The following is a 22,818-nucleotide window of genomic DNA, read 5'->3' as shown; positions in this document are numbered from 1 at the left end:
TGCCCAGGGTCAGGGCCGCCATCAGGCCAATCGCACCGCGTTGCCTTGCAGGTCCGCCCTGGCGACCGGAACGAAGTCGAAGAGACATCGAGCACTCCTTTGCCGGCACACTGCCGAGCGCTTACTCTCCTGTGTTGCTTGGGAGTGTAGTCAAGAGCGGCGGGGGCTGCAGGCCAGTCGCCATAGATCGACGACTGGCGGAGGGCTGATCAGGCGATCAATGCGGCGGGTAGTTGGAAAGCACCTTGGTCACCGTCGCGCGAATAGCTGCGCTGCGGTCTTGTGGCTCGGGGGAACTGGCGAGGATCTGCTCATCGCTGCCACGCCACACCAGCTTGCCGTCCTTGCCGTCGAGCAAGTCAATCTGGATGGTCGCGACCTTGTAGGTGATGTTGCGGGTTTCGTTATACATCGGCGCGCCCCAATAACCATTCCACGGGCCGCCCCAGGCGCCGCCGTAATTGGTGGTGACTTGTTGCTGGCGGTCCTCGACGATCAGGTAGGTCTGCACATTCAGGTCAGCCTTGGTGCCCGGCGCCGCAGGACGCAGGCCACGCTGGTCGAGCTGTTCGCCCACGGCCTGGCGGATGCGTTGTTCGGTGAGGTCACTCTTGATCCGCGGGTCATCCGGGCGGTATTGCAGCGCGGGTTCTTTCCAGCTCCAGCTGCGGTAGGCGCCAAAGTCCCGGCTGGCGTCGAAATCATGGTTGACCTGACTGGTCTGGCAACCGCCCAGCAACACAACAACAGCAAGTGCAGCAATACGACGAAGCATGGTTTTTCTCCAAAAGACAATCCGGGCCTGAGATGAGAATAGCTGCTAACTGGGTGGGTAGGCAGTCATTGCCTTTTGCATCGCCTCACGCAGCGAGTCGGCGCGCTCGCTGAGGCTGCCCTGGCTCGTGGTTTCGGCGCTGGTGCTCCATACCGGTTGGCGAGTGCGCGCATCGAACAGGCTGATGCGTGCCACGGCCACCGTCACTTCATAAGTGCGTACCACCGGCACCGTGTTGTACATGCCGTAGCCGTTGCCATAGCGGTTATAACCGCCGTAACCATAGCCATAGTCGTCCTGGACCTGGCGCAGGCGTTTTTCCAGGCGCACGTCGGCGCTTACCAGCAGGTCGGGGGCGCGGTTGTCATGCAAGGGGCGCAGGCCGCGCTGGTCGAGGGCGCCGCTGACGGCCTCGGCAATCTGCGCCGAATCCGCCCAGGCCGAGCCCGCCGGCAGCTGGTTGTTGAGCCAGGCCCAACTGCGGTACGCGCCGTAGTCGCGCACCGGCGCCGGGTAGGCGCTGGCATCAAAGGTGTTGGCCGCCTGGGCAGGCGCCGGCGGCATCGGGGCAGACGCCGCCACATACGGGTTGGGGCTTTGGCAACCCGCCAGGCCCAGGCCCAGCAGGATCAGTCCAAGACAGCGCTTCATTTCGACCTCCGCAGACTGGGCCGCTTAAACCGGACGGCAGATCCAGTGCAAATAACGCCCAAGTCCGGCAAAGCTTGGGTGACGACGGTGTGCGAGCTCCATCTCCAACAAATCCAGCAACTCGGCGCGGGCCTGGAATTCCACCGGCATATAGTCGTGGAACACCCGCACGCCACTTTGGGTTTCGACCTGCCACAGGCCCTCTAGTTGCGTCGCCAACTCCCGTGGGTCCAGGGGTTGTTGCGGCGTAAGGCTCTGCTTTTCGCCGGCCATATCGTTCTTGCGCATTTTGCGGAAGTGGCCTTTGAGCAGGTTGCGGTAAATCAAGGCGTCGCGGTTATAGAAGGCCAGCGACAGCCAGCCACCGGGCGCGGTCAACTGGTGCAGCACCGGCAGGATCGCATGGGGTTCGGCCAGCCATTCCAGCACGGCGTGGCACAGCACCAGGTCATAGGGTTCGGTGAGCTGGCCCAGCAGGTCCTGCCAGGGTGCCTGAATGAAGGTGGCGGTCTGCCCGGCTTCGGCGAAACGCTGGCGGGCGCCTTCGAGCATCGGCTCGGCGGGTTCGGCCAGCGTTACATCATGGCCGCGCTCGGCCAGCCACAGCGACATATGGCCCAGCCCCGCGCCGATATCCAGTACCCGCAGCGGGCGTTCCGGCAGCGCTTCAATCAGGTCGGCCTGCAGCACCGCCAGGCGAATCGCGCCCTTGGCACCGCCATAGATCTTCTCGGCGAAACGGGTGGCCAACTGGTCGAAATGACGGTCGCTCATTTGGCAAACCGCCGTTCGCTGTCGGCCAGCTTGTCCTGTACCACCTGATCCATGTCCAACCCCAACTCACTGCACAACAGCAGCAGGTACAGCACGATGTCACCGACTTCCTGGCCGGCATGGGCGAGTTTGTCGGCGGGCAACTGGCGCGACTGGTCTTCGCTCAACCACTGGAATATCTCCACCAGCTCGGCCATTTCAACGCTGGCGGCCATGGCCAGGTTCTTGGGGCTGTGGAACTGCTTCCAGTCGTTGGTATCGCGGATGCGGTGCAGGCGTTCGGTGAGGTGATCGAGGTTCATGGGGGGCTCCTGAAGGTGTATAGCTTCGGGCGCAAGCCGCGCGAAGGCAAGTGAATCCCTGCGGCCCGTAAACCTCTATGCTAGAAGGGAACTAGCTTGGGCCAATAACGAACAAAGGCTCAGGTTCGGCAGCTACGCCCACCGTCTTATCAGGACACACACATGCAAACAGACTTTTTCGGATGGCTGGGTCTCAAGATCGGCCAGATCATCCACTTTATCGTCGAGTTGTTCAGCGGGCTGTTCAATACCCTGTCCCACGCGGGCGGCGACTTTGTCGACGGGCTGTCCAGATCCTTGGGGATGGACACCTCGATCATCAGCATCCTCATGCTGATTATCGGCTTGATGCTGTTGTACTCGGCGGTGCGCGCGTTTATGCGGGCTTCGATCATCATGGGGATTATCTGGTTGATGCTCGGGCTGTGGGTGCTCAGTTGGGTGGTGCATTAATAAAGGGCCAGCAGGGTAAATCCCTTTAATTTGAGGGACGTTTCCGAGACAATCTTTCGGCCTTGTGCCTGTTGGGATGGGTGGCTAGTCTTCGGCCCTTCACTGCATATCAGTGATCGGGTTTAGTCGCCCGGAATTAGTGAGCGCAAGTTGTCGCCATGCTTCATGGCGGCTGTGCGCAGGGCACCTTCGGGTGCGCCGGGTTCCACTAGCCGGTCGACTAACCTGCGTACAGCCGCCACCCTCGTTTAGTCGCGCGGGTGTCAGCTCCTTACCTTCTAGTGGAGTTACACCATGCATAAGCTCGTCCCCGATCCACCCAGCGACCTCCTCAACGACCGCGCCGCCTTCAATCGCGCCCTCGAACATTACCTGCCATCCCAAGGCTTCCACACCATCAACGAAGACCTGAGCTTCGAAGATTCCCTGCTCTACACCGCCAGCCTGCTCAGCAGCGCCTCGGCGACTGCGCTTGATTGCGGCGAGCTGCTGGAAAGCCCGCAGCGGGCGAAGATCCTGGCGGTTTGGCACTTGCTGGAAATTGCCAAGACCACCGTCGACCGCTCCATCGAATGCCTGCACCCGCGCAAAACCTGACACTACGCGGTCAAAAATGTGGGAGCGGGCTTGCTCGCGAAAGCGGTGGATCAGCCAATACATCCGGCGACTGACACACCGCTTTCGCGAGCAAGCCCGCTCCCACATTGGCCCTGCGGCGCAGCTAATGGACAGTTACACTACCGCTCCCCAAAGGAGCCCGCATGACTTCCCTGCTAACCGACTGGCGCGACCGCCCCACCCACCGCCGCGTGTGGGCCCTCGCCGCGCCGATGATTTTGTCGAACATCTCCGTACCACTGGTGGCGCTGGTGGACAGCATGGTCATCGGCCACCTGCCCCACGCCCACCAACTCGGCGCCGTGGCCGTTGGCGCCAGCCTGTACACCTTCCTCGCCTGGGCCATGGGTTTCCTGCGCATGGGCTCCACCGGCTTTGCCGCCCAGGCCGCCGGGCGCGGTGACGGGGCCGCGCTGCGGCAGATTCTGTTGCAGGGGCTGTTGCTGGCGCTGGGCCTGGCCATAGTGCTCGGCAGCATCGGCATTCCGTTAAGCGGCCTGGTGCTGGACTGGATGCAGCCCTCGCCCGAGCTGAACCAACTGACCCGCGAATTCTTCCACACCCGCCTCTTCGGCCTGCCCGCCGCTCTGGCCAGCTACGCGCTGGTGGGCTGGTTCCTCGGCACCCAGAACGCCCGCGCACCGCTGGCGATTCTGCTGACCACCAACCTCGTCAACATCGCCCTCAACCTGTGGTTCGTGCTGGGCCTGGATTGGGGCGTGGTCGGCTCCGCCCGCGCCTCGGTGATCGCCGAATGGACCGGCGCCCTGCTCGGCCTAGCCCTCACCCAAAAAGCCCTGCGCGCCTACCCTGGCCATATCGCCTGGGCGGCACTCAAGCTGTGGCAAAGCTGGCACCCGCTGCTGGCGGTGAACCGCGATATCTTCATCCGCAGCCTGGCCCTGCAATCGGTGTTTTTCATGATCACCGTACAGGGCGCTCGCTTGGGGGATGCCACGGTGGCGGCGAACGCGCTGCTGCTCAATGGTCTGTTGCTGACGGCCCACGCCCTGGACGGACTGGCCCACGCCGTGGAAGCCTTGTGCGGCCACGCCATTGGCGCCCACGACCGCCAGGCCTTGCGCCGCTCGCTGGTGGTGGCCTGTGGTTGGTCGTTGCTGGCGAGTATCGGCTTCGCGATCCTGTTCGCCGTGTTCGGCCACCTGTTTATCGCCATGCAAACCGATATTCCGAGCGTGCGCGAAACCGCCGACATCTACCTGCCCTACCTCGCCGTACTGCCGTTGATCGCCGTGTGGAGCTACCTGCTGGACGGCCTGTTCATCGGCGCCACCCGCGCCCGGGAAATGCGCAACGGCATGCTGCTGACGGTGGTGATTGTGCTGCCCTTCGCCTGGGCCTTGCAGGGCCTGGGCAACCACGGCTTGTGGATAACCTTCCTGTTGTTCATGGCCCTGCGCAGCCTGACGCTGTGGGCAATTGCCTGGCGCCTGAACAAGCAGGACCGCTGGCTTACTGGCCCGGCGTGAACGTGATAAACGCCGTGACCCGGTCCAGCACGGGCGCCAGCCAGCGCAGCGGCAGGGACATCGACGCCACCAATGTGGCGTGGTTGGTCTTGGTGAAGTAGAACTCCTCCACCGGCACACCCGCCGCTCGCAGCTTTTTCGCCAACCCGCCGGTGTTGCGCTTGGGGTTGACCAGATTGTCGTCCACCGAAGCAATCAACAGGCTGGGGGGTGCGCTTTGGCTCACGTGGTTGATGGGTTGGGAATCGGGCGGCGAGTCCGGGTAGAAGAACACCGGGCGCACATCGCGGTTTTCAATCGGCAGGAAATCATACGGCCCGGCGAGGCCGATCCATCCCTTGAAGACTGACGGCGACAGGCCAACCCCGGCCAGCCACTGCGGGTCCAGCGCCAGCATTGCGGCGTTGTACGCACCGGAACTGTGGCCCATCACATACAGCTTGCGGGGATCGCCGCCGTATTCGGCACTGTGCTGATACGCCCACGCGACTGCTTGGGCGCCGTCCTGCAAAAACAGTGGGTAGCGCACTTGCGGGTAAAGCCGGTAATCGGCGATCACCACCACGATGCCGCGCGAGGCCAGGGCTTCGCCGACGAAACCGTAGTCATCCTTGGAGCCGCTGTTCCAGCTGCCGCCATAGAAAAACACCACGACGGGCGCGTCGGGCAAGGCGGTGACGGGGCGGTAGATATCGAGTTTCTGGCGGGGGTCATCGCCGTAGGCGAGGGAGGAGGTTTTGGTGAAGGTGCTGGTGGGGGTGAGTGCGTTGAGCACTTTGATCGGGGAGCAGGCTGCGAGCAGCGTCGCGATGGCCAGGGTGAACACTTGCAGGAGCTTTTTCGACATTATTCAGGCCCTATAAAAACTGCAGGACTTGCGGCGATCCAAATGTGGGAGCGGGCTTGCTCGCGAAGGCGGTGTATCAGTCTGCACATGTATTGACTGACACACCGCCTTCGCGAGCAAGCCCGCTCCCACACTGGATCTCTGTCACATTGAGATCTTTGTCAGCCTGGAAGCGGTGTCCTTACGAGGACAGGTACGACGAACGCGTCAAACCAAGACGCAACGCATCCAGGAACTGAGTCCGCTCCGCCGCCGTGATCTTCGCGCTGGCGCACTTGTCACGGTAGTGAGTCATCAACTCCTCCGGCGACAAGTGCACGTAGCGCAGCATGTCTTCGATGGTGTCGTGGGTCTCGATCCCGGCGCTGTACACCGACCCGTCGTCACGCTGGTAGATGTTCACCGAGTCGGTGTCACCGAACAGGTTGTGCATGTCGCCGAGAATTTCCTGGTAGGCACCCACCAGGAAGATCCCCAGCAGGTAGTCCTCGCCTTCTTTCACAGCGTGCACCGGCAAGCTGGTCTCGATGCTTTGCTCATCCACGTACTGCTTGATCTTGCCGTCGGAGTCGCAGGTCAAATCCTGCAGCACCGCACGGCGCAGCGGCTCTTCGTCGAGGCGATGCAGCGGCAATATCGGCAGCACCTGGCCGATGGCCCAGGTGTCCGGCAGGCTCTGGAAGACCGAGAAGTTGCAGATGTACTTGTCGGCCAGCTTGTCGTTGAGCTCGTCCAGCACCTGACGGTGGGAACGCTGGCGGGCTTTCAGCGAGTCGTGCAGGCGGCGGCAGACGGCGAAGTAGCACTGCTCGGCCAGGGCTTTCTCGGCCAGGGTGATCTTGCCGTCAGCGTACTGGGTTGCCACGTCGCTCATGTAGTGAGTGGCGCGCCAGTAGGTTTCGGTGACCATTTCAATGTCGGTCGGGCCCAGCAGGTCCACCAGCCATTGCACGGTTTCCGGCAGGCTTTCCTTGTTTTCGATCAGCGGCACGTCGTCGTTGTGTTTCTCGACGTCGGTAACTTGCACCACCAGCATGGCGTGGTGGGCGGTCAGGGAACGGCCGCTCTCGGAGAAGATGTTCGGGTGCGGCAGGCTCTGCGCGTCGCAGAATTCCTTGAGCATGCCCACAACCACGCCGGCGTAGTCGTCCATGTCGTAGTTGATCGAGCTGGCGTTACGCGAGTGGGTACCGTCGTAGTCCACGCCCAGGCCGCCGCCCACGTCGATGTGGTCTACCGGCAGGCCGAGGTTGCGCAGTTCGCCGTAGTAACGAATGGCTTCCTTGAACCCGTGCTGGTAGTCGGCCAGGTTGGCGATCTGCGAACCCATGTGGAAGTGCAGCAGGCGGATGCCCTGGTCCAGGCCCGCCGCGCGGAAGCGCTCGACCACCGACAACAATTGCGCCGCCGACAGACCGAATTTGGATTTCTCGCCACCGGTGTCTGCCCACTTGCTCGACGCCAGGGACGACAGGCGCACCCGCAGGCCCACCTGTGGCTTGACCTTGAGGTTGGCGGCTTCTTCGATCACCAGGCCGACTTCGGATTCTTTCTCGATCACGATGAACACGTTGTGGCCCAGCTTCTGGCCCATCAGCGCGAGGCGGATGAACTCACGGTCCTTGTAACCGTTGCAGACGATGGTGCCGCCTTTCGGGGCCAGCGCCAGCACGGCCAGCAGCTCGGGCTTGGAGCCGGCTTCCAGGCCAATGGACACGTCCTGGGTGGCGATGATGTTCTCGATCACCGCTTCCTGCTGGTTCACCTTGATCGGGTACAGCGCGGTGTATTTGCTCTGGTATTCCAGGCGCTCGATATTGGAGTCGAACGCGCCGGTCAGCTGGCGCACGCGGTCTTGCAGGATGTCGGGGAAGCGCACCAGCAACGGCAGGGACAGGCCGCTTTTGCGCAGCTCGTCGACTTGCTCGTACAGGTCCACAGGCGTGCTGTTCGGGCCGTTCGGACGGACTTCAACGCGACCGGCATCATTGATCGCGAAATACCCGGCCCCCCAATGGCGAATCCCGTAAACACTGCGGCTGTCCGCAACTGTCCATTGGCTGCCATCGTCTTTGCGTGTGCGTCGTACGGACATCGAAGTCCCCTATAAATGAAGTCGAAGTGCACCGGCCTGATCAGAGGCTGGCGCAGTCTAAAGAATGAAAATGACGATTTGCCTGTGAGAGGGGTAGACCCCACTTGCAGGACAGAGTTTAGACACCGGTCAGGAACAGGCTCTGTGAAAACCATGGAGACGACAGTTCGCGTTCAGCCAGCGGGCTATCGGGGTGGTTTTCACAGAGGCTGCTAGCCGCCGGATTTCTTCGCCTTGTAACCCAGCTTGATCAGCTCGGCCAACAGCAACTCGACGTGGTCGCCCTGGATCTCGATCACGCCGTCTTTCAGGGCGCCACCGGTGCCACAGCGCTTTTTCAGCGTGGTGGCCAGTTCCTTCAAGGCTTCTTCGGCCAGGGGCACGCCAGTGATGGTGGTCACTGTCTTGCCGCCACGGCCCTTGCTCTCGCGACGAACGCGGGCAATACCATCGCCTTCGGGAATCAGGGTTGTTTTGCAGGTACAAGCGTCCACGGGCTGGCGACAGTCCGGGCAGTGTCGACCTGCGTCGGTGGAAAATACCAGGCCACCAAGGGCGGCGAAGGATGCGGCTTTTTTGGCCACCGGCAATCCTCTTGGGAGGACAAAGACTGATCGATGGGATCATCGACCGCGAAGCCCCACTCAGGCAGGGGCAGCGCTACTGAGCCGCCGATGTTCAAACCACTGTAGGAGCGAGCTTGCTCGCGAAGGTCGTCAACGATAACGCGGGCCTTCAGACAGCACGCGTCGTGCTTACGTTTTTCGCGAGCAAGCTCGCTCCTACAGGGTGGAACAACAGCGGTTCAGCCTGAAAAGTCGCGCAGTGTAACGGCAAAAACGCCCCTTGCTAAGAGCCAAATGGCGCCAATTTATGCAACTTTAGCGACGCAGGGCCAAATAACGACGCAACCCTTCCTGGGCATCCGGGCAATAGGGCTTTTGCTCGGCCTCCTGAAGCACCGTCGCCAGGGGCAGAAAGCGCGCTTCCATGACTTCTTCCGGCTGGATTCGCAGCGGCCCGTCCCACACGGCCGAGAACGAGGTGCACCAGAGCCGGCTGTCGCCGTCTTCGAAGTAGAAGTGATCGTGGGCGGTCAGTTCGACGCCGCTGACGCCCAACTCTTCTTCCAGCTCACGGGCCGCCGACTCGGCATAGGACTCGTGGGCCGCCACCATTCCGCCCGCCGCCGTGTCCCAGAAACCCGGGTACATGGCTTTGCTCAGGGTGCGCCGGTGCACACACAGCTCACCGGCCGAGTTGAACAGGAAAATAAAGGTGCAGCGCCCGATCAGCCCGCGCCGGCGCAGATCGGAACGTACGAGGCTGCCGAGCAGGTTGTCCTGCTCGTCGACCCAGGCAATCAGTTCGGCGTCGGAGGCGGCGCGGTGCGCTGCCTCCCTGGTGGAAGCGTCCATCATCAACCCTGGTTCAGGAGCTGACGCAGGTCGATCACTGCAGCGTTGGCCCGGGAAATATAGTTGGCCATGACCAGCGAATGGTTGGCCAGGATGCCAAAGCCACTGCCGTTGAGAATCATCGGGCTCCATACCGGCTCTTGCGAAGCTTCCAGCTCACGAATGATCTGGCGCACGCTGACGGTGGCGTTCTTCTTGGCCAGCACATCGGCAAAGTCGACTTCGATAGCGCGCAGCAGGTGGGACAGGGCCCAGGCCTGGCCGCGGGCTTCGTAGAACACGTTGTCGATCTGCATCCATGGGGTTTCCACCACTTCTTCGTCGAGCTGCGGCACTTCACCCGGCGCCAGCGCTTCGGTTTTCAGCGCGGTGTTGAGCTTGACCCGGCCCACGCTGGCCGACAGGCGTTGCGACAGCGAACCCAGGCGGGTCGCCACATCACCCAGCCAGTTGTTGAGGTTGTCGGCACGGGCATAGAACAGCGCGCCGCGCTGATTCGGGTCGGACAAGCGTGCTTCGTAGCGGCTCAGGGAATTGATGCCTTCCTGGTATTCCGACTCGCTGGACGGCAGCACCCAGCTTTTGTTGTCGAAGTTGAAGCGCGGTTCGGCCTTGGCCAGGTCCGCGTCTTCCGCCGACTGCGACTGGGAACGGGCGAAGTCCTTGCGCAGGGCACGGGTCAGGTCACGCACCTGCACCAGCACGCCGTATTCCCAGCTCGGCATGTTGTCCATCCACAGGCCCGGCGGGAAACGGTCGTTGGAAATATAGCCACCCGGCTTGTTCAGCAAGGTGCCGGCCACGGTCTTGAGGGTTTCGACGGTGGTGAAGCCCACCACCATTTGCTTGCCTTCCTTCTCGGCCGCAATCTGCGCGTTTTGCTGGACCGGGAACAACGCGGGCTCTTCACTCCAGTACCAACCCAGGGCACCGGTGACCAACAGATACAACGCAACCAGCGAGAGCAACGCACGGCTCATCAGCAAATTACGGAAATAGCTGCGGGGGGCCGACTTGGTTTCAGGGGCCGGGCCCTTTGCACTGCCTGCGCGGTTTTTCCAGTCCAGCATGGCGATATCCTTTCAATCACTTGAGTTCAATAGCTACGACCACAACCCTACCCCATCGTGCCGAGCATTGCGGCGCTTTTAGTCGGGGTGGCGCAAGTGCGCGGCTCGACTATAAAGGATGCACGATGTTTACGCCCGCGCGACTGCATGGTCGGTAAATGAATATCCAGGACCTTGCAGTTAATTGACGTATGACACTCGTGCAACGGAAAAGAGGTGCTAGCATAGAGCCATCAGTTCGACCTCAGCATGCAGCCTAACTAGTAGTCAGGATATGACCGAGCCAGAAGACCCCAGCCGTGAGCGTCTCAAGCACCATTTTGCCCAGCGGGTAATTCATCAGGCACGTCAAATTCTTGAGATCTGGCAGCGCCTGCAACGCAGCGAATGGTCGACCGCCGACTTGACCGAACTCGGCGAGGCCAACCTGCGCCTGCTGCGCTTTGCCGAGCGCTTCGAGCAGCCGGAACACGGCCAGCTGGCGCACCAGATCGGCGCTTCACTCAAGGCGGTGGACGACAACCGCGGCCGCCTGAGCAGCCACCTGATCACCGAACTCAACCGTTTGATGCAGCGCCTGTCGCGCACCGGGCTGCGCCAGGGCGACCAGCTGGAACAAACCCTGCTGCCGCCGATGCGCAAGCCGATCTACGTGATGCTGGCCGATCACGACCGCGCCGACCGCCTGGCCAAGCAGCTGGAATTTTTCGGCTTGAGCGCCCAGTCCCTCGACAGCGTGGCGGCGTTTCGCTCATCCATGGCCGAGCGCTTGCCGGCGGCCATTGTGATGGATGTGGATTTCTGCGGCGCCGGCCTCGGCCTGAAGCTCGCCGCCGAAGCCCAGGAAGGCCTGGAGCAAAAGCTGCCTCTGCTGTTTTTCAGCCTGCACGAAACCGACACCCCCACCCGCCTGGCCGCCGTGCGCGCCGGCGGCCAGGAGTTCCTCACCGGCACCCTGGAGGCGTCGAGCCTGCTGGAAAAAATCGAAGTGCTGACCTGCGTCGCCCAGTACGAACCTTATAAAGTGCTGATCATCGACGACTCGCGGGCCCAGGCGATGCACACCGAGCGCCTGCTCAACGGCGCCGGCATCGTCACACGAACCCTGATCGAACCGATCCAGGCCATGGCCGAGCTGGCGGACTTCCAGCCCGACCTGATCATCCTCGACATGTATATGCCGGCCTGCACCGGTACCGAGCTGGCCAAGGTGATCCGTCACAATGACCGCTACGTCAGCGTGCCGATCATCTACCTCTCGGCAGAAGACGACCTGGACAAGCAACTGGACGCCATGAGCGAAGGCGGCGACGACTTCCTCACCAAGCCGATCAAGCCCCGGCACCTGATCACCACCGTACGCAACCGCGCCGCGCGGGCACGCAACCTCAAGGCGCGGATGGTGCGCGACAGCCTCACCGGGCTGTACAACCACACCCACATCCTGCAACTGCTCGAAGACTGCAGCTTCCGCGCGCGCCGCGAGAGCAAGCCGCTGAGTTTTGCGATGCTCGACATCGACCACTTCAAGCGGGTCAACGACAGCCACGGCCACCCCATGGGCGACCGGGTGATCAAGAGCCTCGCGCTGTTTCTCAAGCAGCGCCTGCGCAAGACCGACTATATAGGCCGTTACGGCGGCGAAGAATTTGCCATCGTGATGCCCGACACTGACCTCGACAGGGCTTGCCAAGTACTTGACGAGATTCGCGGGCGCTTTGCCGAGATTCACTATCCCGCCCAGCCCCAGGATTTGTGGTGCACGTTCAGTGCCGGCGTGGTGGAGCTCTGCGACGGCTCCGACAGCCTGATGATGGCGGCCCAGGCCGACGAGGCGCTGTACCGCGCCAAGGATGCCGGGCGTAACCGGGTGATGTCGGCGCGCGCATCAAAGCAAAGTGCCACCTTTTCACCGGAATCCACCGAATCCGTCATAACTCTGTAATGGAAACGCAATAACTTCAGGCACTTACTTCTGCTGTCGGTTGAAACCACGCATGCGCCTGAAGCTGCTGACGAATCTGAACACCCTCCTTCTGGTCGCCGTTTGCCTGGCCCTGGGCGCTACGCTCTGGTGGTCGCAACGTGCCCTGGAACGGCCTTACCTGCTGATGGAGCGCTACCTTGGCCTGTCGCAGACGTTCCAGAACCAGGCCGCGCGCAATATCGACGATTACCTCGCCAGCGGCGACGCCCTGCGCCTGAGCAGCGCCAGCCAGAGCCTGGAAAACCTGTTGCAGCAGCTGGATGAGTTACCCGCAGAGCTGGCGCAAAACCTGCGTCCCAGCCTTGCCGACCTGGACACCTTCGGCAAGACCGACCTGCTGGCCGCCGGTAAGCTGGCCGGCGACCCGCAAGCCCTGTTGCTGCAAGCCGAACGCGAACTCGGTGCCAACCTGGAGCAACTGAACCAGTACGCCAGCGGCGTCAATACGCCCGAGGCGGCGCGCTATCTGCCGCCGTTGCTCGCTGCGTCCCAGCACCTGGCGAAACTCTCCCTGGCCCGGGACAAGCTGGTGAGCAGCGGGCGCAGCGAACTGGCTGACGATGTGGAGCGCGAAGTTAGTAATATCCGCAGCCAGGCTGACGTGCTGGGGCAGCTGCCATTACTGGGGGTGACCGCCAGCAGCGAGTCCAGTACCGACGATTTCTCGGCCATGATGGGCCTGGAAAACACTGAAAAAACCGTGGCCCAGGACACCGGCGTCGACCTCAAGCGCGAACTCAACAGCCTGCTGACCCGCTACCCCGCCGAGCTGAAACGCACCCGCGAACAAATCCAGCAACGCACCGAACTGGCCACCGCCACCCACCTGAAAATCAACGCCGTGCAGCAAGCCATCGCCGGGCTGGAGCCTGTGGTGCGCGCCCAGCACGCGCAGATCCAGGGCGAAGTGCGGCTGATGCAAGGCGTCATGATCGGCCTGATTTTGTTGATCGCGCTGTTGATCGACACCTTGCAACGGCGCCTGGCGCGGGTGCTGACCAACCTGGCGCCCGCCTTGTCCACCTGGGCCGAAGGCGACTTCAGCCAGCACATTGCCTTGGGCAAGACCAACCGCGAACTGCACGATATCGAGGAGTCCCTGAATCGCCTGCGTGCTTATCTGGTGGACCTGGTGGGCACCATCCGCGGCAACGCCGAGCAAGTGGCCGGCAGCAGCAGCGCCCTGGCGGAATTGAGCAGCGGCATGCACGACGGTGCCGAGCGCCAGGCCGGTGACACCGCGCAGATTCGCGATTCCCTGGGCGAACTGGAAGCGACTATCCAGCAGGTTGCCGGCGACGCCAGCCAGGCTGCCGAGGCCAGCCGCAGCGCGGGCCAGGCCGTCGAGCAGGGCCAACGGGTGATCGGCCTGAGCCTGACCGGGTTGCACGCATTGGTCGGCGAAGTGCAGATAAATGCGCAGATGATCGAGAAACTCGCCGAAGAGTCCGCGACCATCGGCGGCGTTCTCACGGTGATTCGCTCGATTGCCGACCAGACCAACCTGCTGGCGCTGAACGCCGCCATCGAAGCCGCCCGGGCCGGTGAAGCTGGGCGCGGGTTCGCCGTGGTGGCCGATGAGGTGCGCTCCCTGGCCCAGCGCACCGCTGGCGCCACCGCCGAAATCCAGCACCTGATCGCCGGCCTGCAAACCGCCGCCCGGCAATCGGTGGAAGGCATGCGTGCCCAGGTCGAACACGCCGAGGCCACTGCCGAACAAGCCCAGGCGGCTGACGGCGCGCTGGATGAAATCGTCGGGGCGATCCAGACCATTTCCGACACCGCCGTGCGAATCGCCGATGTGACGGCCCAGCAAAGTGGCGCCGTGAGTGAAATCCGCGATAACAGTGAGCGGATTCACCAGCTGGGCGAGGACAACTTGCTGCGAATTGGCCAGGGACGCCGCCAGGGCGAGCACTTATTGGTACTAGGCGGGCAACTCAACACCGCCGTGCAGGCATTCCGCGTCTGACCGGCTCTCCCGTCTTGTGAAGATCAAAATGTGGGAGCGGGCTTGCTCGCGAAGGCGGCGCACCCGTCAACGCATGTGGCGGCTGAACCACCGCCATCGCAGGCAAGCCAGCTCCCACACTGACCGGATTCAGCCTTGCGGTCACATATTTTGCGCAATCCTCGCTAATCGTGCTGCCTACTGCATAGAACTGGACAGTCACAAAGCCTTTGCGGCATAGTCGCCGGGTTCTACCGTGCCCACATCAATAACAAGGAACAGCCGATGGCGACCTTACTGGTTCTTCACGGACCCAACCTGAACCTGCTCGGCACCCGCGAACCGGGCGTCTACGGGGCAGTGACCCTCGAACAGATCAACCTCGATCTGGAACGACGGGCACGTGATGCCGGCCACCATTTGCTCTACCTGCAAAGCAATGCCGAGTACGAACTGATTGATCGCATCCATGCCGCGCGCAGCGAAGGCGTGGACTTTATCCTGATCAATCCCGCCGCTTTTACGCACACAAGCGTTGCATTACGTGACGCGCTGCTGGCGGTGAGCATCCCATTCATCGAAGTGCATTTATCGAACGTGCACAAACGCGAACCTTTCCGCCATCACTCTTACTTCTCCGACGTTGCGGTAGGAGTGATCTGCGGCCTTGGCGCCAGCGGTTACCGACTGGCCCTGGAGGCCGCCCTGGAACAGCTTGAAGACACGGCCAAGCGCCCCTGACCGACCCTTTGGGAGTTGATGATTCATGGATATCCGTAAAGTTAAGAAACTGATCGAACTGCTGGAAGAATCCGGTATCGACGAGCTGGAGATCAAGGAAGGCGAGGAATCCGTACGGATCAGCCGTCACAGCAAGACCCCGGCCCAACAGTTCTACGCACCACAGATGCAAGCGCCGGCTCCGGCCGCTGCACCCGTGGCGGCTGCTCCGGTCGCGGCTGCTGCCGAAGCCCCGGCGGCTCCAAAACTGAACGGTTTCGTAGTCAAGTCGCCAATGGTCGGTACCTTCTACCGCACCCCGGCACCGACCTCGCCAGCCTTCGTTGAAGTCGGCGCAACCGTGAAAGTGGGCGACACCATCTGCATCGTTGAAGCGATGAAGATGATGAACCACATCACGGCGGAAAAAGCCGGCGTCATCGAATCCATCCTGGTAGAAAACGGTCAGCCGGTTGAGTACGACCAGCCGCTGTTCACCATCGTTTGAACCGCGGAGCGCCTTCGATGTTGAAACCTGCGAAGAAACTGCAAAAAGTCCTGATCGCCAACCGCGGCGAGATCGCGCTGCGTATCCTGCGCGCCTGTAAGGAAGAGGGCATCAAGACCGTCGCTGTTTACTCGACGGCCGATACCGAATTGATGCACGTGAAACTGGCGGACGAAAGCATCTGCATCGGCCCGCCACTGGCCACGAACTCGTACCTGAAAGTCTCGAACATCATCGCCGCCGCTGAAGTGACCGGCGCTGATGGCATCCACCCCGGCTACGGCTTCCTCGCGGAAAACGCCGATTTCGCCGAACAGGTGGAGAAATCCGGGTTTGCCTTCATCGGCCCGAAAGCCGAAACCATTCGCCTGATGGGCGACAAGGTATCGGCCAAGGACGCCATGATCGCGGCCGGCGTACCTACCGTTCCAGGTTCCGACGGCCCACTGCCTGAAGACGAGGCAACCGCCCTGCGCATTGGTCGCGAAGTCGGTTACCCGGTGATCATCAAGGCCGCCGGTGGCGGTGGTGGTCGCGGCATGCGCGTGGTGCACAAGGAAGAAGAACTGATCGAAGCCGCCAAGCAGACTCGCTCGGAAGCTGCCGCCTGGTTCGGCAACCCGATGGTCTACCTGGAAAAGTACCTGACCAACCCACGTCACGTGGAAGTGCAGGTACTGTCCGACGGCCAGGGCCACGCCATCCACCTGGGCGACCGCGATTGCTCGCTGCAACGTCGTCACCAGAAGGTGCTGGAAGAAGCGCCGGCACCGGGCCTGGACGAAACAGCTCGCCAGGAAGTACTGGCTCGCTGCGTCAAGGCGTGCATCGACATCAACTACCGTGGCGCGGGCACTTTCGAGTTCCTGTACGAGAACGGCCGTTTCTACTTCATCGAGATGAACACTCGTGTGCAGGTAGAGCATCCGGTTTCGGAGATGGTCACCGGTATCGACATCGTCAAGGAGATGCTGAGCATCGCCGCTGGCAACAAGCTGTCGTTTACCCAGGATGATGTGAAGATCCACGGCCACTCCCTGGAGTGCCGGATCAACGCCGAAGACCCGAAAACCTTTATCCCAAGCCCTGGCCTGGTCAAGCATTTCCACGCGCCCGGCGGCAACGGCGTACGTGTGGATTCGCACCTGTACAGCGGCTACAAGGTTCCGTCCAACTACGACTCGCTGATCGGCAAGCTGATCACCTGGGGCGCCACCCGCGACGAGGCCATGGCCCGTATGCGTAATGCCCTGGACGAAATCGTGGTAGACGGCATCAAGACCAACATCCCGCTGCATCGGGACCTGGTTCGCGATGAAGGCTTCTGCGAAGGTGGTGTGAACATTCACTACCTGGAACACAAGCTGGCTAATCAGTAAGCGAAGTGCTCCACCCAACAAAGCCGCCTTCGGGCGGTTTTGTTGTTTCTGCCCACCCGATTTTCCTGGATGGATACATTCCCCTTGTGGGAGCGGGCTTGCTCGCGAATGCGGTGTGCCAGTCAACACATCCATTACTGACACACCGCATTCGCGAGCAAGCCCGCTCCCACATTTTGTTCTGTGTACACCAGCAGTACAGTCGTCTTCTGCTGTTCGCTCGCGTAAACTTGCGCGTCTTTCGCAGCCCTACCCCGCTGCACACTCATTTTTTCAAAGGTGCCCGCCATGCCTTGGCTGCAAGTCCGTCTCGCCATCAGCCCAGAACAAGCCGAAACCTACGAAGACGCGTTCCTCGAAGTGGGCGCCGTGTCGGTGACCTTCATGGACGCCGAAGACCAGCCGATCTTCGAACCCGAGCTCAACACCACCCCGCTGTGGTCCCACACCCATCTGCTGGCCCTGTTCGAAGACGGCACCGATGCCGCCAGCGTCCTGGCCCACATGGAACTGCTCACCGGCGGCCCGCTGCCGGAGCATCACAGCGAAATCATCGAAGACCAGGACTGGGAACGCAGCTGGATGGACAACTTCCAGCCAATGCGTTTTGGCCAGCGCCTGTGGATCGTGCCGAGCTGGCATGCCGCCCCCGAGCCAGACGCCGTGAACCTGCTGCTGGACCCGGGCCTGGCGTTCGGCACCGGCACCCACCCCACCACCGCGCTGTGCCTGGAATGGCTCGATGGCCAGGACCTGAAAGACTGCAACGTGCTGGACTTCGGCTGCGGTTCGGGGATCCTGGCGATCGCCGCCCTGCTGCTGGGCGCCAAGGAAGCGGTCGGTACCGATATCGACGTGCAAGCCCTGGAAGCCTCCCGCGATAACGCCGGGCGCAATAACATCGCTGAAGAGAAATTCCCGCTGTACCTGCCGGAGCAATTGCCCCAGGTGCAGGCCGACGTGCTGGTGGCCAATATCCTCGCCGGGCCACTGGTTTCCCTGGCGCCGCAGCTGTCGAGCCTGGTCAAGCCGGGCGGCCGCCTGGCGCTGTCGGGCATCCTCGCCGAACAGGGCGAAGATGTTGCCGCCGCCTACGCCCAGGATTTTGAGCTGGATCCGATCGCCAACCGCGATGGCTGGGTACGCATCAGTGGTCGTCGGCGCTAGAATGAGCGCCTGCATGAATCGGATGGCCGCATGACCGACAGTTTCGTCACCCAGTGCCCACACTGCCAAGCACGCTTTCGCGTCAACCACGCTCAATTGAGCGTGGCCCGTGGCGTGGTGCGCTGTGGGTCGTGCCTGCAGGTGTTCAATGCCGCTCGCCAACTGCTGGAGCAGCGCGCCAACGCGCCCGCGCCCCAGGCACCACCTGCGGCAGAGCCGCCGGCAGCCGTAGAACCGCCACCCCAAGCGCCGCGAGCCATCAGCCAGAAGCAATGGACCGCCGAAGAGCTGGACCTGGATAACCTGGACCTCGACGTAGAACTGGCCAAGCTGGAGCGTCGCGAGATCCAGCACACCCAACCCGTGGGTGCCGACCGTCGCCAGCCCGGCGCCGATCGTCGGCAAAAGGAAGATGCCCTCAGCGCCAGCCGTGACACGGCCAAGGCCGAGGAAGAGCAATGGGCCTCCAGCCTGTTCAGCGAACCCCGGGATGAACGGGCCCAAGCCCCGCAAACGGCCGACGACGAACCGCAACCGGCCAAGGCAAGCCCAGGCAAACCCAAGCGCACCGAACCGTCGATGTCGTTTGAAGCAGTCGAGCCGGACGACGAACCACCGCTGCACACAAGCACCACCGATGACGAACTCGACCCACCGGTAACCGCCGTAGCGGACGAGCCGGAACCCGAACAACCGGAACGCCCGCAGCCCAAACGCAAGCGCCCTCGCCCCGAGGCCGGCGCCCACGACGACCTGCTTTCGGACCTGGAAGACGACCCGCTGCACCTGTATTCCCAGAAGCGTTCCTCCGGCTGGGGCCGCCGTCTGTTCTGGGGCTTGCTGGTGCTGCTGGCCGCCGCCGGCCTGGCGGGACAATACGTCGCCTACCAATTCGACGACCTGGCACGCCAGGACGCCTACCGCCCATGGTTCCAGGAACTGTGCCCGAAACTGGGCTGCACCGTGCCATCCCGGGTCGATATCGCCCACATCAAGAGCAGCAACCTGGTGGTGCGCAGCCACCCGGAGTTTGCCGGTGCCCTGGTGGTGGACGCGATCATCTATAACCGCGCGACATTCTCCCAACCGTTCCCGCTGCTGGAGCTACGCTTTGCCGACATGAACGGGAATATGATCGCCAGTCGTCGCTTCAAACCTGCCGAATACCTCAGCGGCGAGTTGGCAGGCGTGACCGAGATGCCCTCCCAGACGCCGATCCACATTGCCCTGGACATCCTCGACCCGGGCAACAAAGCGGTGAATTACAGCCTGAGCTTCCACTCCCCCGAGTGAAACGGCTGCCTGGCCGGTGCTTGACGGCAGATTATTGACTGCATCGCCTTTGACCAAACCTGCGGCGATAAGAAAATAACTGCTCAGATTTTATCCAATTCAGCCTTTATCCAGTCATCGAGAGCGGGTATCATGCCAACCCTTTTTCGAACTCTAATGATCCGGCCCCACAACAGGGAAGTCCTATGTCGGCGGTACGCATCGGCCCATACACATTGCACAACGGCTTGATCCTCGCCCCGATGGCGGGCGTCACCGACCAGCCCTTTCGTCAGCTTTGCAAGCGTTTGGGCGCAGGGCTTGTAGTCTCGGAAATGGTCACCAGCGACATGAGCCTGTGGAACACCCGCAAATCGCGGATGCGCATGATCCACGAAGGTGATCCCGAGCCCCGCTCGGTACAGATCGCCGGCGGTGATGCGCAGATGCTGGCGGATGCGGCCCGGGCCAACGTGGAGTTGGGGGCGCAGATTATTGATATCAACATGGGTTGCCCGGCCAAGAAGGTCTGCAACAAGGCCGCAGGTTCTGCCCTGTTGAAGGATGAGCAGTTGGTGAGCGAGATCCTGCATGCCGTTGTCGCTGCAGTGGATGTGCCGGTCACCCTGAAGATCCGCACCGGTTGGGACCGGGACAACAAGAATGGCCTGACGGTGGCGAAGATCGCCGAGCAGGCGGGCATTACAGCGCTGGCGGTGCATGGCCGCACCCGCGCCGACCTTTACACCGGTGAAGCCGAGTACGACACCATTGCCGCGATCAAGCAGGCGGTGTCGATTCCCGTCTTTGCCAACGGCGACATCGACTCAGCCGAGAAAGCCCGGCGCGTGCTGCACGCGACCGGCGCCGATGGCCTGTTGATTGGCCGGGCTGCCCAGGGGCGGCCGTGGATTTTTCGTGAGATCGAGCATTTTCTGCGTACCGGCGAAACCTTGCCGGCACCGGAGCTGATCGAGGTGGAACGTATTCTGCTAGAGCATCTGGCCGCCCTGCACGCCTTCTACGGAGACGTGATGGGAGTACGCATTGCTCGCAAGCATGTGGGCTGGTATCTCGCAACCTTGCCGGGCGCCAGGGAGTTTCGCGCCCACTTCAATCGTTTGGATGATACGGAAGCACAGTGCGCCAACGTTCGTGAGTTCTTCTCCGAGCGTTACAAGAGCCTGGTGACAGGGGACGGAGAAGGGGTGGCCGCATGACGATGATGACCGAGACTTTAGTGAGTGGAACAACACCCGTGAGCGACAACGTCAATTTGAAACAGCACCTCAACACGCCGAGCGAAGAAGGCCAGACCCTTCGCGGGAGTGTCGAGAAGGCGCTGCACAATTATTTCGCCCACCTTGAGGGCGCTGCCGTCACGGACGTGTACAACCTGGTGCTCTCCGAAGTCGAAGCGCCGTTGCTCGAAAGCGTGATGAACTACGTCAAGGGCAACCAGACCAAGGCCAGTGAGCTGCTCGGTCTGAACCGTGGCACGCTGCGCAAGAAACTCAAGCAGTACGATTTGCTGTAAGCATTCAATCAAACCAGAAAGGCGCCCGCGTAAAAACGGACGCCTTTTTTGCTGACTCCTTTGCTTTTGATGGAAATTGAAATGACCGACCAGACTACCCGCCTGCCGATCCGCCGTGCCTTGATCAGTGTCTCCGACAAGACCGGGATCCTCGAATTTGCCCGGGAGCTGGAAGCCCTGGGCGTGGAGATTCTCTCCACCGGCGGGACCTTCAAACTGCTGCAGGACAACGGCGTGGCCGCAGTGGAAGTGGCGGACTACACCGGTTTCGCAGAGATGATGGACGGTCGGGTCAAGACCCTGCACCCGAAAATCCACGGCGGGATCCTCGGTCGTCGCGGTATCGACGACGCCATCATGAGCGAGCACGGCATCAAGCCGATCGACCTGGTGGCCGTTAACCTGTACCCGTTCGAAGCCACCATCAACAAGCCAGGCTGCGACCTGCCGACCGCCATCGAAAACATCGATATCGGCGGCCCGACCATGGTTCGCTCGGCAGCCAAGAACCACAAAGACGTGGCCATCGTGGTGAACGCCAGCGACTACGCCAACGTACTGGAAAGCCTGAAAGCCGGCGGCCTGACCTACGCCCAGCGCTTCGACCTGATGCTCAAGGCCTTCGAACACACCGCTGCCTACGACGGCATGATCGCCAACTACATGGGCACCGTGAACCAGGCCGCTGAAACCCTCAGCACAGAAGGTCGCAGCCAGTTCCCGCGCACCTTCAACAGCCAGTTCATCAAGGCCCAGGAAATGCGCTACGGCGAGAACCCGCACCAGAGCGCGGCGTTCTACGTTGAGGCCAAGCCTGCTGAAGTCGGCATCGCCACCGCGACCCAACTGCAAGGCAAAGAGCTGTCGTACAACAACGTGGCCGACACCGACGCCGCGCTGGAATGTGTGAAGAGCTTCGTCAAGCCAGCCTGCGTGATCGTCAAGCACGCCAACCCGTGCGGCGTGGCCGTGAGCCCGGACGCTGAAGGCGGTATCCGCCAGGCCTACGAACTGGCCTACGCCACCGACACCGAGTCGGCCTTCGGCGGCATCATCGCCTTCAACCGTGAGCTGGACGCCGAGACCGCCAAGGCGATCGTCGAGCGTCAGTTCGTTGAAGTGATCATCGCGCCATCCGTCAGTGAAGAGGCTCGCGCCATCGTTGCCGCCAAGGCCAATGTGCGCCTGCTGGCGTGCGGCGAGTGGTCGGCCGAGCGTGCCGCTGCCTGGGACTACAAGCGCGTCAACGGCGGCTTGCTGGTACAGAGCCGCGACATCGGCATGATCGGCAGCGCCGATCTGAAAGTGGTGACCAAGCGCGCCCCGACCGAACAGGAAATCAACGACCTGATCTTCGCCTGGAAAGTCGCCAAGTACGTTAAATCCAACGCCATCGTCTACGCCAAGAACCGCCAGACCATCGGTGTCGGCGCGGGCCAGATGAGCCGCGTGAATTCGGCACGCATCGCTGCGATCAAGGCGGAACATGCCGGCTTGCAGGTGCAGGGTTCGGTGATGGCGTCCGACGCATTCTTCCCGTTCCGTGATGGCCTGGACAACGCCGCGAAAGCCGGTGTTACCGCCGTGATCCAACCGGGCGGCTCGATGCGTGACGCAGAAGTGATTGCAGCGGCTGATGAAGCCGGCATTGCCATGGTCTTCACCGGCATGCGCCACTTCCGTCACTGANTGCTCGTTCCCACGCTCYGCGTGGGAAYGCAGSCCGGGACGCTCCGCGTCCCAAAGCKTGACGCARAGCGTCACAAGAGGCRTTCCCACGCGGAGCRTGGGAACGATCAGAATT

The 22,818-nt window shown here is 62.1% G+C and carries 21 protein-coding genes and 1 pseudogene; 13 read left to right on the top strand and 9 right to left on the bottom strand.

Going from position 1 to position 22,818, the window contains the following annotated elements; all coding sequences use genetic code 11:
- Nucleotides 1-217 precede the first annotated feature (217 nt).
- The 4 genes from JV201_RS03055 to JV201_RS03040 are packed head-to-tail and all read right to left on the bottom strand — an operon-like array spanning nucleotide 218 to nucleotide 2,502.
- Nucleotides 218-775, bottom strand: coding sequence for a DUF4136 domain-containing protein (locus tag JV201_RS03055; RefSeq protein WP_003212927.1), 558 nt, complete (start codon nucleotides 773-775; stop codon nucleotides 218-220).
- A 45-nt stretch (nucleotides 776-820) separates the two neighbouring features.
- On the bottom strand, nucleotides 821-1,426 hold the full coding sequence (locus tag JV201_RS03050; RefSeq protein ID WP_008439011.1) for a DUF4136 domain-containing protein: 606 nt from the start codon (nucleotides 1,424-1,426) through the stop codon (nucleotides 821-823).
- A 24-nt stretch (nucleotides 1,427-1,450) separates the two neighbouring features.
- Nucleotides 1,451-2,200, bottom strand: coding sequence for a methyltransferase domain-containing protein (locus tag JV201_RS03045; RefSeq protein WP_219406489.1), 750 nt, complete (start codon nucleotides 2,198-2,200; stop codon nucleotides 1,451-1,453).
- A complete protein-coding gene (locus tag JV201_RS03040; protein WP_003212932.1) occupies nucleotides 2,197-2,502 on the bottom strand; it encodes a MazG-like family protein in 306 nt (101 codons plus the stop codon). The genes JV201_RS03045 and JV201_RS03040 overlap by 4 nt, the downstream gene beginning before the upstream one ends.
- Before the next feature lie 162 nt (nucleotides 2,503-2,664).
- On the opposite strand from JV201_RS03040, the gene JV201_RS03035 reads away from it, so the two are divergent.
- The 3 genes from JV201_RS03035 (at nucleotide 2,665) to JV201_RS03025 (ending at nucleotide 5,063) form a co-directional block, all read left to right on the top strand.
- A complete protein-coding gene (locus JV201_RS03035) occupies nucleotides 2,665-2,955 on the top strand; it encodes a hypothetical protein (protein WP_003212934.1) in 291 nt (96 codons plus the stop codon).
- Nucleotides 2,956-3,249: 294 nt separating this feature from the next.
- Nucleotides 3,250-3,552 (top strand): DUF6124 family protein, encoded by a 303-nt coding sequence (locus JV201_RS03030; RefSeq protein WP_023659366.1) that lies wholly within the window; start codon nucleotides 3,250-3,252, stop codon nucleotides 3,550-3,552.
- 164 nt (nucleotides 3,553-3,716) lie between these two features.
- Nucleotides 3,717-5,063, top strand: a complete 1,347-nt coding sequence (locus tag JV201_RS03025; RefSeq protein WP_219406488.1) for an MATE family efflux transporter — start codon at nucleotides 3,717-3,719, stop codon at nucleotides 5,061-5,063.
- On the opposite strand, the gene JV201_RS03020 is transcribed toward JV201_RS03025, so the two are convergent.
- From JV201_RS03020 to JV201_RS03000, 5 genes are all read right to left on the bottom strand, one after another.
- A complete protein-coding gene (locus tag JV201_RS03020; RefSeq protein ID WP_219406487.1) occupies nucleotides 5,047-5,910 on the bottom strand; it encodes an alpha/beta hydrolase in 864 nt (287 codons plus the stop codon). The two genes, JV201_RS03025 and JV201_RS03020, sit on opposite strands and share 17 nt — an antisense overlap.
- Before the next feature lie 181 nt (nucleotides 5,911-6,091).
- Nucleotides 6,092-8,005 carry an arginine decarboxylase gene (gene speA, locus JV201_RS03015; RefSeq protein ID WP_003217295.1) on the bottom strand — a complete coding sequence of 638 codons (1,914 nt, stop codon included), beginning with the start codon at nucleotides 8,003-8,005 and terminating at the stop codon, nucleotides 6,092-6,094.
- Nucleotides 8,006-8,217: 212 nt separating this feature from the next.
- Nucleotides 8,218-8,589 carry a translation initiation factor Sui1 gene (locus JV201_RS03010; protein ID WP_003217297.1) on the bottom strand — a complete coding sequence of 124 codons (372 nt, stop codon included), beginning with the start codon at nucleotides 8,587-8,589 and terminating at the stop codon, nucleotides 8,218-8,220.
- Nucleotides 8,590-8,886: 297 nt separating this feature from the next.
- A complete protein-coding gene (locus JV201_RS03005; RefSeq protein WP_008439015.1) occupies nucleotides 8,887-9,423 on the bottom strand; it encodes an NUDIX hydrolase in 537 nt (178 codons plus the stop codon).
- Between the two features lie 2 nt (nucleotides 9,424-9,425).
- Nucleotides 9,426-10,493, bottom strand: a complete 1,068-nt coding sequence (locus JV201_RS03000; RefSeq protein ID WP_017478429.1) for a DUF2333 family protein — start codon at nucleotides 10,491-10,493, stop codon at nucleotides 9,426-9,428.
- Between the two features lie 274 nt (nucleotides 10,494-10,767).
- On the opposite strand from JV201_RS03000, the gene JV201_RS02995 reads away from it, so the two are divergent.
- The 10 genes and pseudogenes from JV201_RS02995 (at nucleotide 10,768) to purH (ending at nucleotide 22,703) form a co-directional block, all read left to right on the top strand.
- Complete coding sequence (locus tag JV201_RS02995) at nucleotides 10,768-12,438, top strand: PleD family two-component system response regulator (RefSeq protein ID WP_219406486.1); 1,671 nt, start codon at nucleotides 10,768-10,770, stop codon at nucleotides 12,436-12,438.
- 1,519 nt (nucleotides 12,439-13,957) lie between these two features.
- A pseudogene (locus JV201_RS30130) lies at nucleotides 13,958-14,452 on the top strand (methyl-accepting chemotaxis protein); the annotation flags it as partial.
- Nucleotides 14,453-14,716: 264 nt separating this feature from the next.
- Nucleotides 14,717-15,172 (top strand): type II 3-dehydroquinate dehydratase, encoded by a 456-nt coding sequence (gene aroQ / locus JV201_RS02985; RefSeq protein ID WP_003217307.1) that lies wholly within the window; start codon nucleotides 14,717-14,719, stop codon nucleotides 15,170-15,172.
- Nucleotides 15,173-15,197: 25 nt separating this feature from the next.
- Nucleotides 15,198-15,659, top strand: a complete 462-nt coding sequence (gene accB, locus JV201_RS02980) for an acetyl-CoA carboxylase biotin carboxyl carrier protein (protein ID WP_003217309.1) — start codon at nucleotides 15,198-15,200, stop codon at nucleotides 15,657-15,659.
- 17 nt (nucleotides 15,660-15,676) lie between these two features.
- On the top strand, nucleotides 15,677-17,038 hold the full coding sequence (accC, locus tag JV201_RS02975) for an acetyl-CoA carboxylase biotin carboxylase subunit (protein ID WP_003217312.1): 1,362 nt from the start codon (nucleotides 15,677-15,679) through the stop codon (nucleotides 17,036-17,038).
- Nucleotides 17,039-17,326: 288 nt separating this feature from the next.
- Complete coding sequence (gene prmA, locus JV201_RS02970) at nucleotides 17,327-18,205, top strand: 50S ribosomal protein L11 methyltransferase (protein WP_003217316.1); 879 nt, start codon at nucleotides 17,327-17,329, stop codon at nucleotides 18,203-18,205.
- 30 nt (nucleotides 18,206-18,235) lie between these two features.
- Entirely contained in the window at nucleotides 18,236-19,498 is a 1,263-nt protein-coding gene (locus JV201_RS02965) for a DUF3426 domain-containing protein (protein WP_219406484.1), read from the top strand.
- A gap of 185 nt (nucleotides 19,499-19,683) precedes the next feature.
- Nucleotides 19,684-20,697 (top strand): tRNA dihydrouridine synthase DusB, encoded by a 1,014-nt coding sequence (dusB, locus tag JV201_RS02960; protein ID WP_003217321.1) that lies wholly within the window; start codon nucleotides 19,684-19,686, stop codon nucleotides 20,695-20,697.
- Nucleotides 20,694-21,014, top strand: coding sequence for a DNA-binding transcriptional regulator Fis (fis, locus tag JV201_RS02955; RefSeq protein ID WP_003186237.1), 321 nt, complete (start codon nucleotides 20,694-20,696; stop codon nucleotides 21,012-21,014). The genes dusB and fis overlap by 4 nt, the downstream gene beginning before the upstream one ends.
- Before the next feature lie 81 nt (nucleotides 21,015-21,095).
- Complete coding sequence (gene purH / locus JV201_RS02950; protein WP_003217323.1) at nucleotides 21,096-22,703, top strand: bifunctional phosphoribosylaminoimidazolecarboxamide formyltransferase/IMP cyclohydrolase; 1,608 nt, start codon at nucleotides 21,096-21,098, stop codon at nucleotides 22,701-22,703.
- The last annotated feature ends 115 nt before the right edge of the window (nucleotides 22,704-22,818 follow it).

Origin of the sequence: Pseudomonas sp. Colony2, assembly GCF_019382755.1 — a bacterium.
GTDB lineage: Bacteria > Pseudomonadota > Gammaproteobacteria > Pseudomonadales > Pseudomonadaceae > Aquipseudomonas.
Note: the sequence above shows the minus strand (reverse complement) of the source record. Positions and strands in the feature narration are given on the sequence as shown.

Coding starts and splice junctions, on each gene's coding strand:
- JV201_RS03055 (WP_003212927.1), bottom strand. CDS start 775: ATGCTTCGTCGTATTGCTGCACTTGCTGTTGTTGTGTTGCTGGGCGGT.
- JV201_RS03050 (WP_008439011.1), bottom strand. CDS start 1,426: ATGAAGCGCTGTCTTGGACTGATCCTGCTGGGCCTGGGCCTGGCGGGT.
- JV201_RS03045 (WP_219406489.1), bottom strand. CDS start 2,200: ATGAGCGACCGTCATTTCGACCAGTTGGCCACCCGTTTCGCCGAGAAG.
- JV201_RS03040 (WP_003212932.1), bottom strand. CDS start 2,502: ATGAACCTCGATCACCTCACCGAACGCCTGCACCGCATCCGCGATACC.
- JV201_RS03035 (WP_003212934.1), top strand. CDS start 2,665: ATGCAAACAGACTTTTTCGGATGGCTGGGTCTCAAGATCGGCCAGATC.
- JV201_RS03030 (WP_023659366.1), top strand. CDS start 3,250: ATGCATAAGCTCGTCCCCGATCCACCCAGCGACCTCCTCAACGACCGC.
- JV201_RS03025 (WP_219406488.1), top strand. CDS start 3,717: ATGACTTCCCTGCTAACCGACTGGCGCGACCGCCCCACCCACCGCCGC.
- JV201_RS03020 (WP_219406487.1), bottom strand. CDS start 5,910: ATGTCGAAAAAGCTCCTGCAAGTGTTCACCCTGGCCATCGCGACGCTG.
- speA (WP_003217295.1), bottom strand. CDS start 8,005: ATGTCCGTACGACGCACACGCAAAGACGATGGCAGCCAATGGACAGTT.
- JV201_RS03005 (WP_008439015.1), bottom strand. CDS start 9,423: ATGGACGCTTCCACCAGGGAGGCAGCGCACCGCGCCGCCTCCGACGCC.
- JV201_RS03000 (WP_017478429.1), bottom strand. CDS start 10,493: ATGCTGGACTGGAAAAACCGCGCAGGCAGTGCAAAGGGCCCGGCCCCT.
- JV201_RS02995 (WP_219406486.1), top strand. CDS start 10,768: ATGACCGAGCCAGAAGACCCCAGCCGTGAGCGTCTCAAGCACCATTTT.
- aroQ (WP_003217307.1), top strand. CDS start 14,717: ATGGCGACCTTACTGGTTCTTCACGGACCCAACCTGAACCTGCTCGGC.
- accB (WP_003217309.1), top strand. CDS start 15,198: ATGGATATCCGTAAAGTTAAGAAACTGATCGAACTGCTGGAAGAATCC.
- accC (WP_003217312.1), top strand. CDS start 15,677: ATGTTGAAACCTGCGAAGAAACTGCAAAAAGTCCTGATCGCCAACCGC.
- prmA (WP_003217316.1), top strand. CDS start 17,327: ATGCCTTGGCTGCAAGTCCGTCTCGCCATCAGCCCAGAACAAGCCGAA.
- JV201_RS02965 (WP_219406484.1), top strand. CDS start 18,236: ATGACCGACAGTTTCGTCACCCAGTGCCCACACTGCCAAGCACGCTTT.
- dusB (WP_003217321.1), top strand. CDS start 19,684: ATGTCGGCGGTACGCATCGGCCCATACACATTGCACAACGGCTTGATC.
- fis (WP_003186237.1), top strand. CDS start 20,694: ATGACGATGATGACCGAGACTTTAGTGAGTGGAACAACACCCGTGAGC.
- purH (WP_003217323.1), top strand. CDS start 21,096: ATGACCGACCAGACTACCCGCCTGCCGATCCGCCGTGCCTTGATCAGT.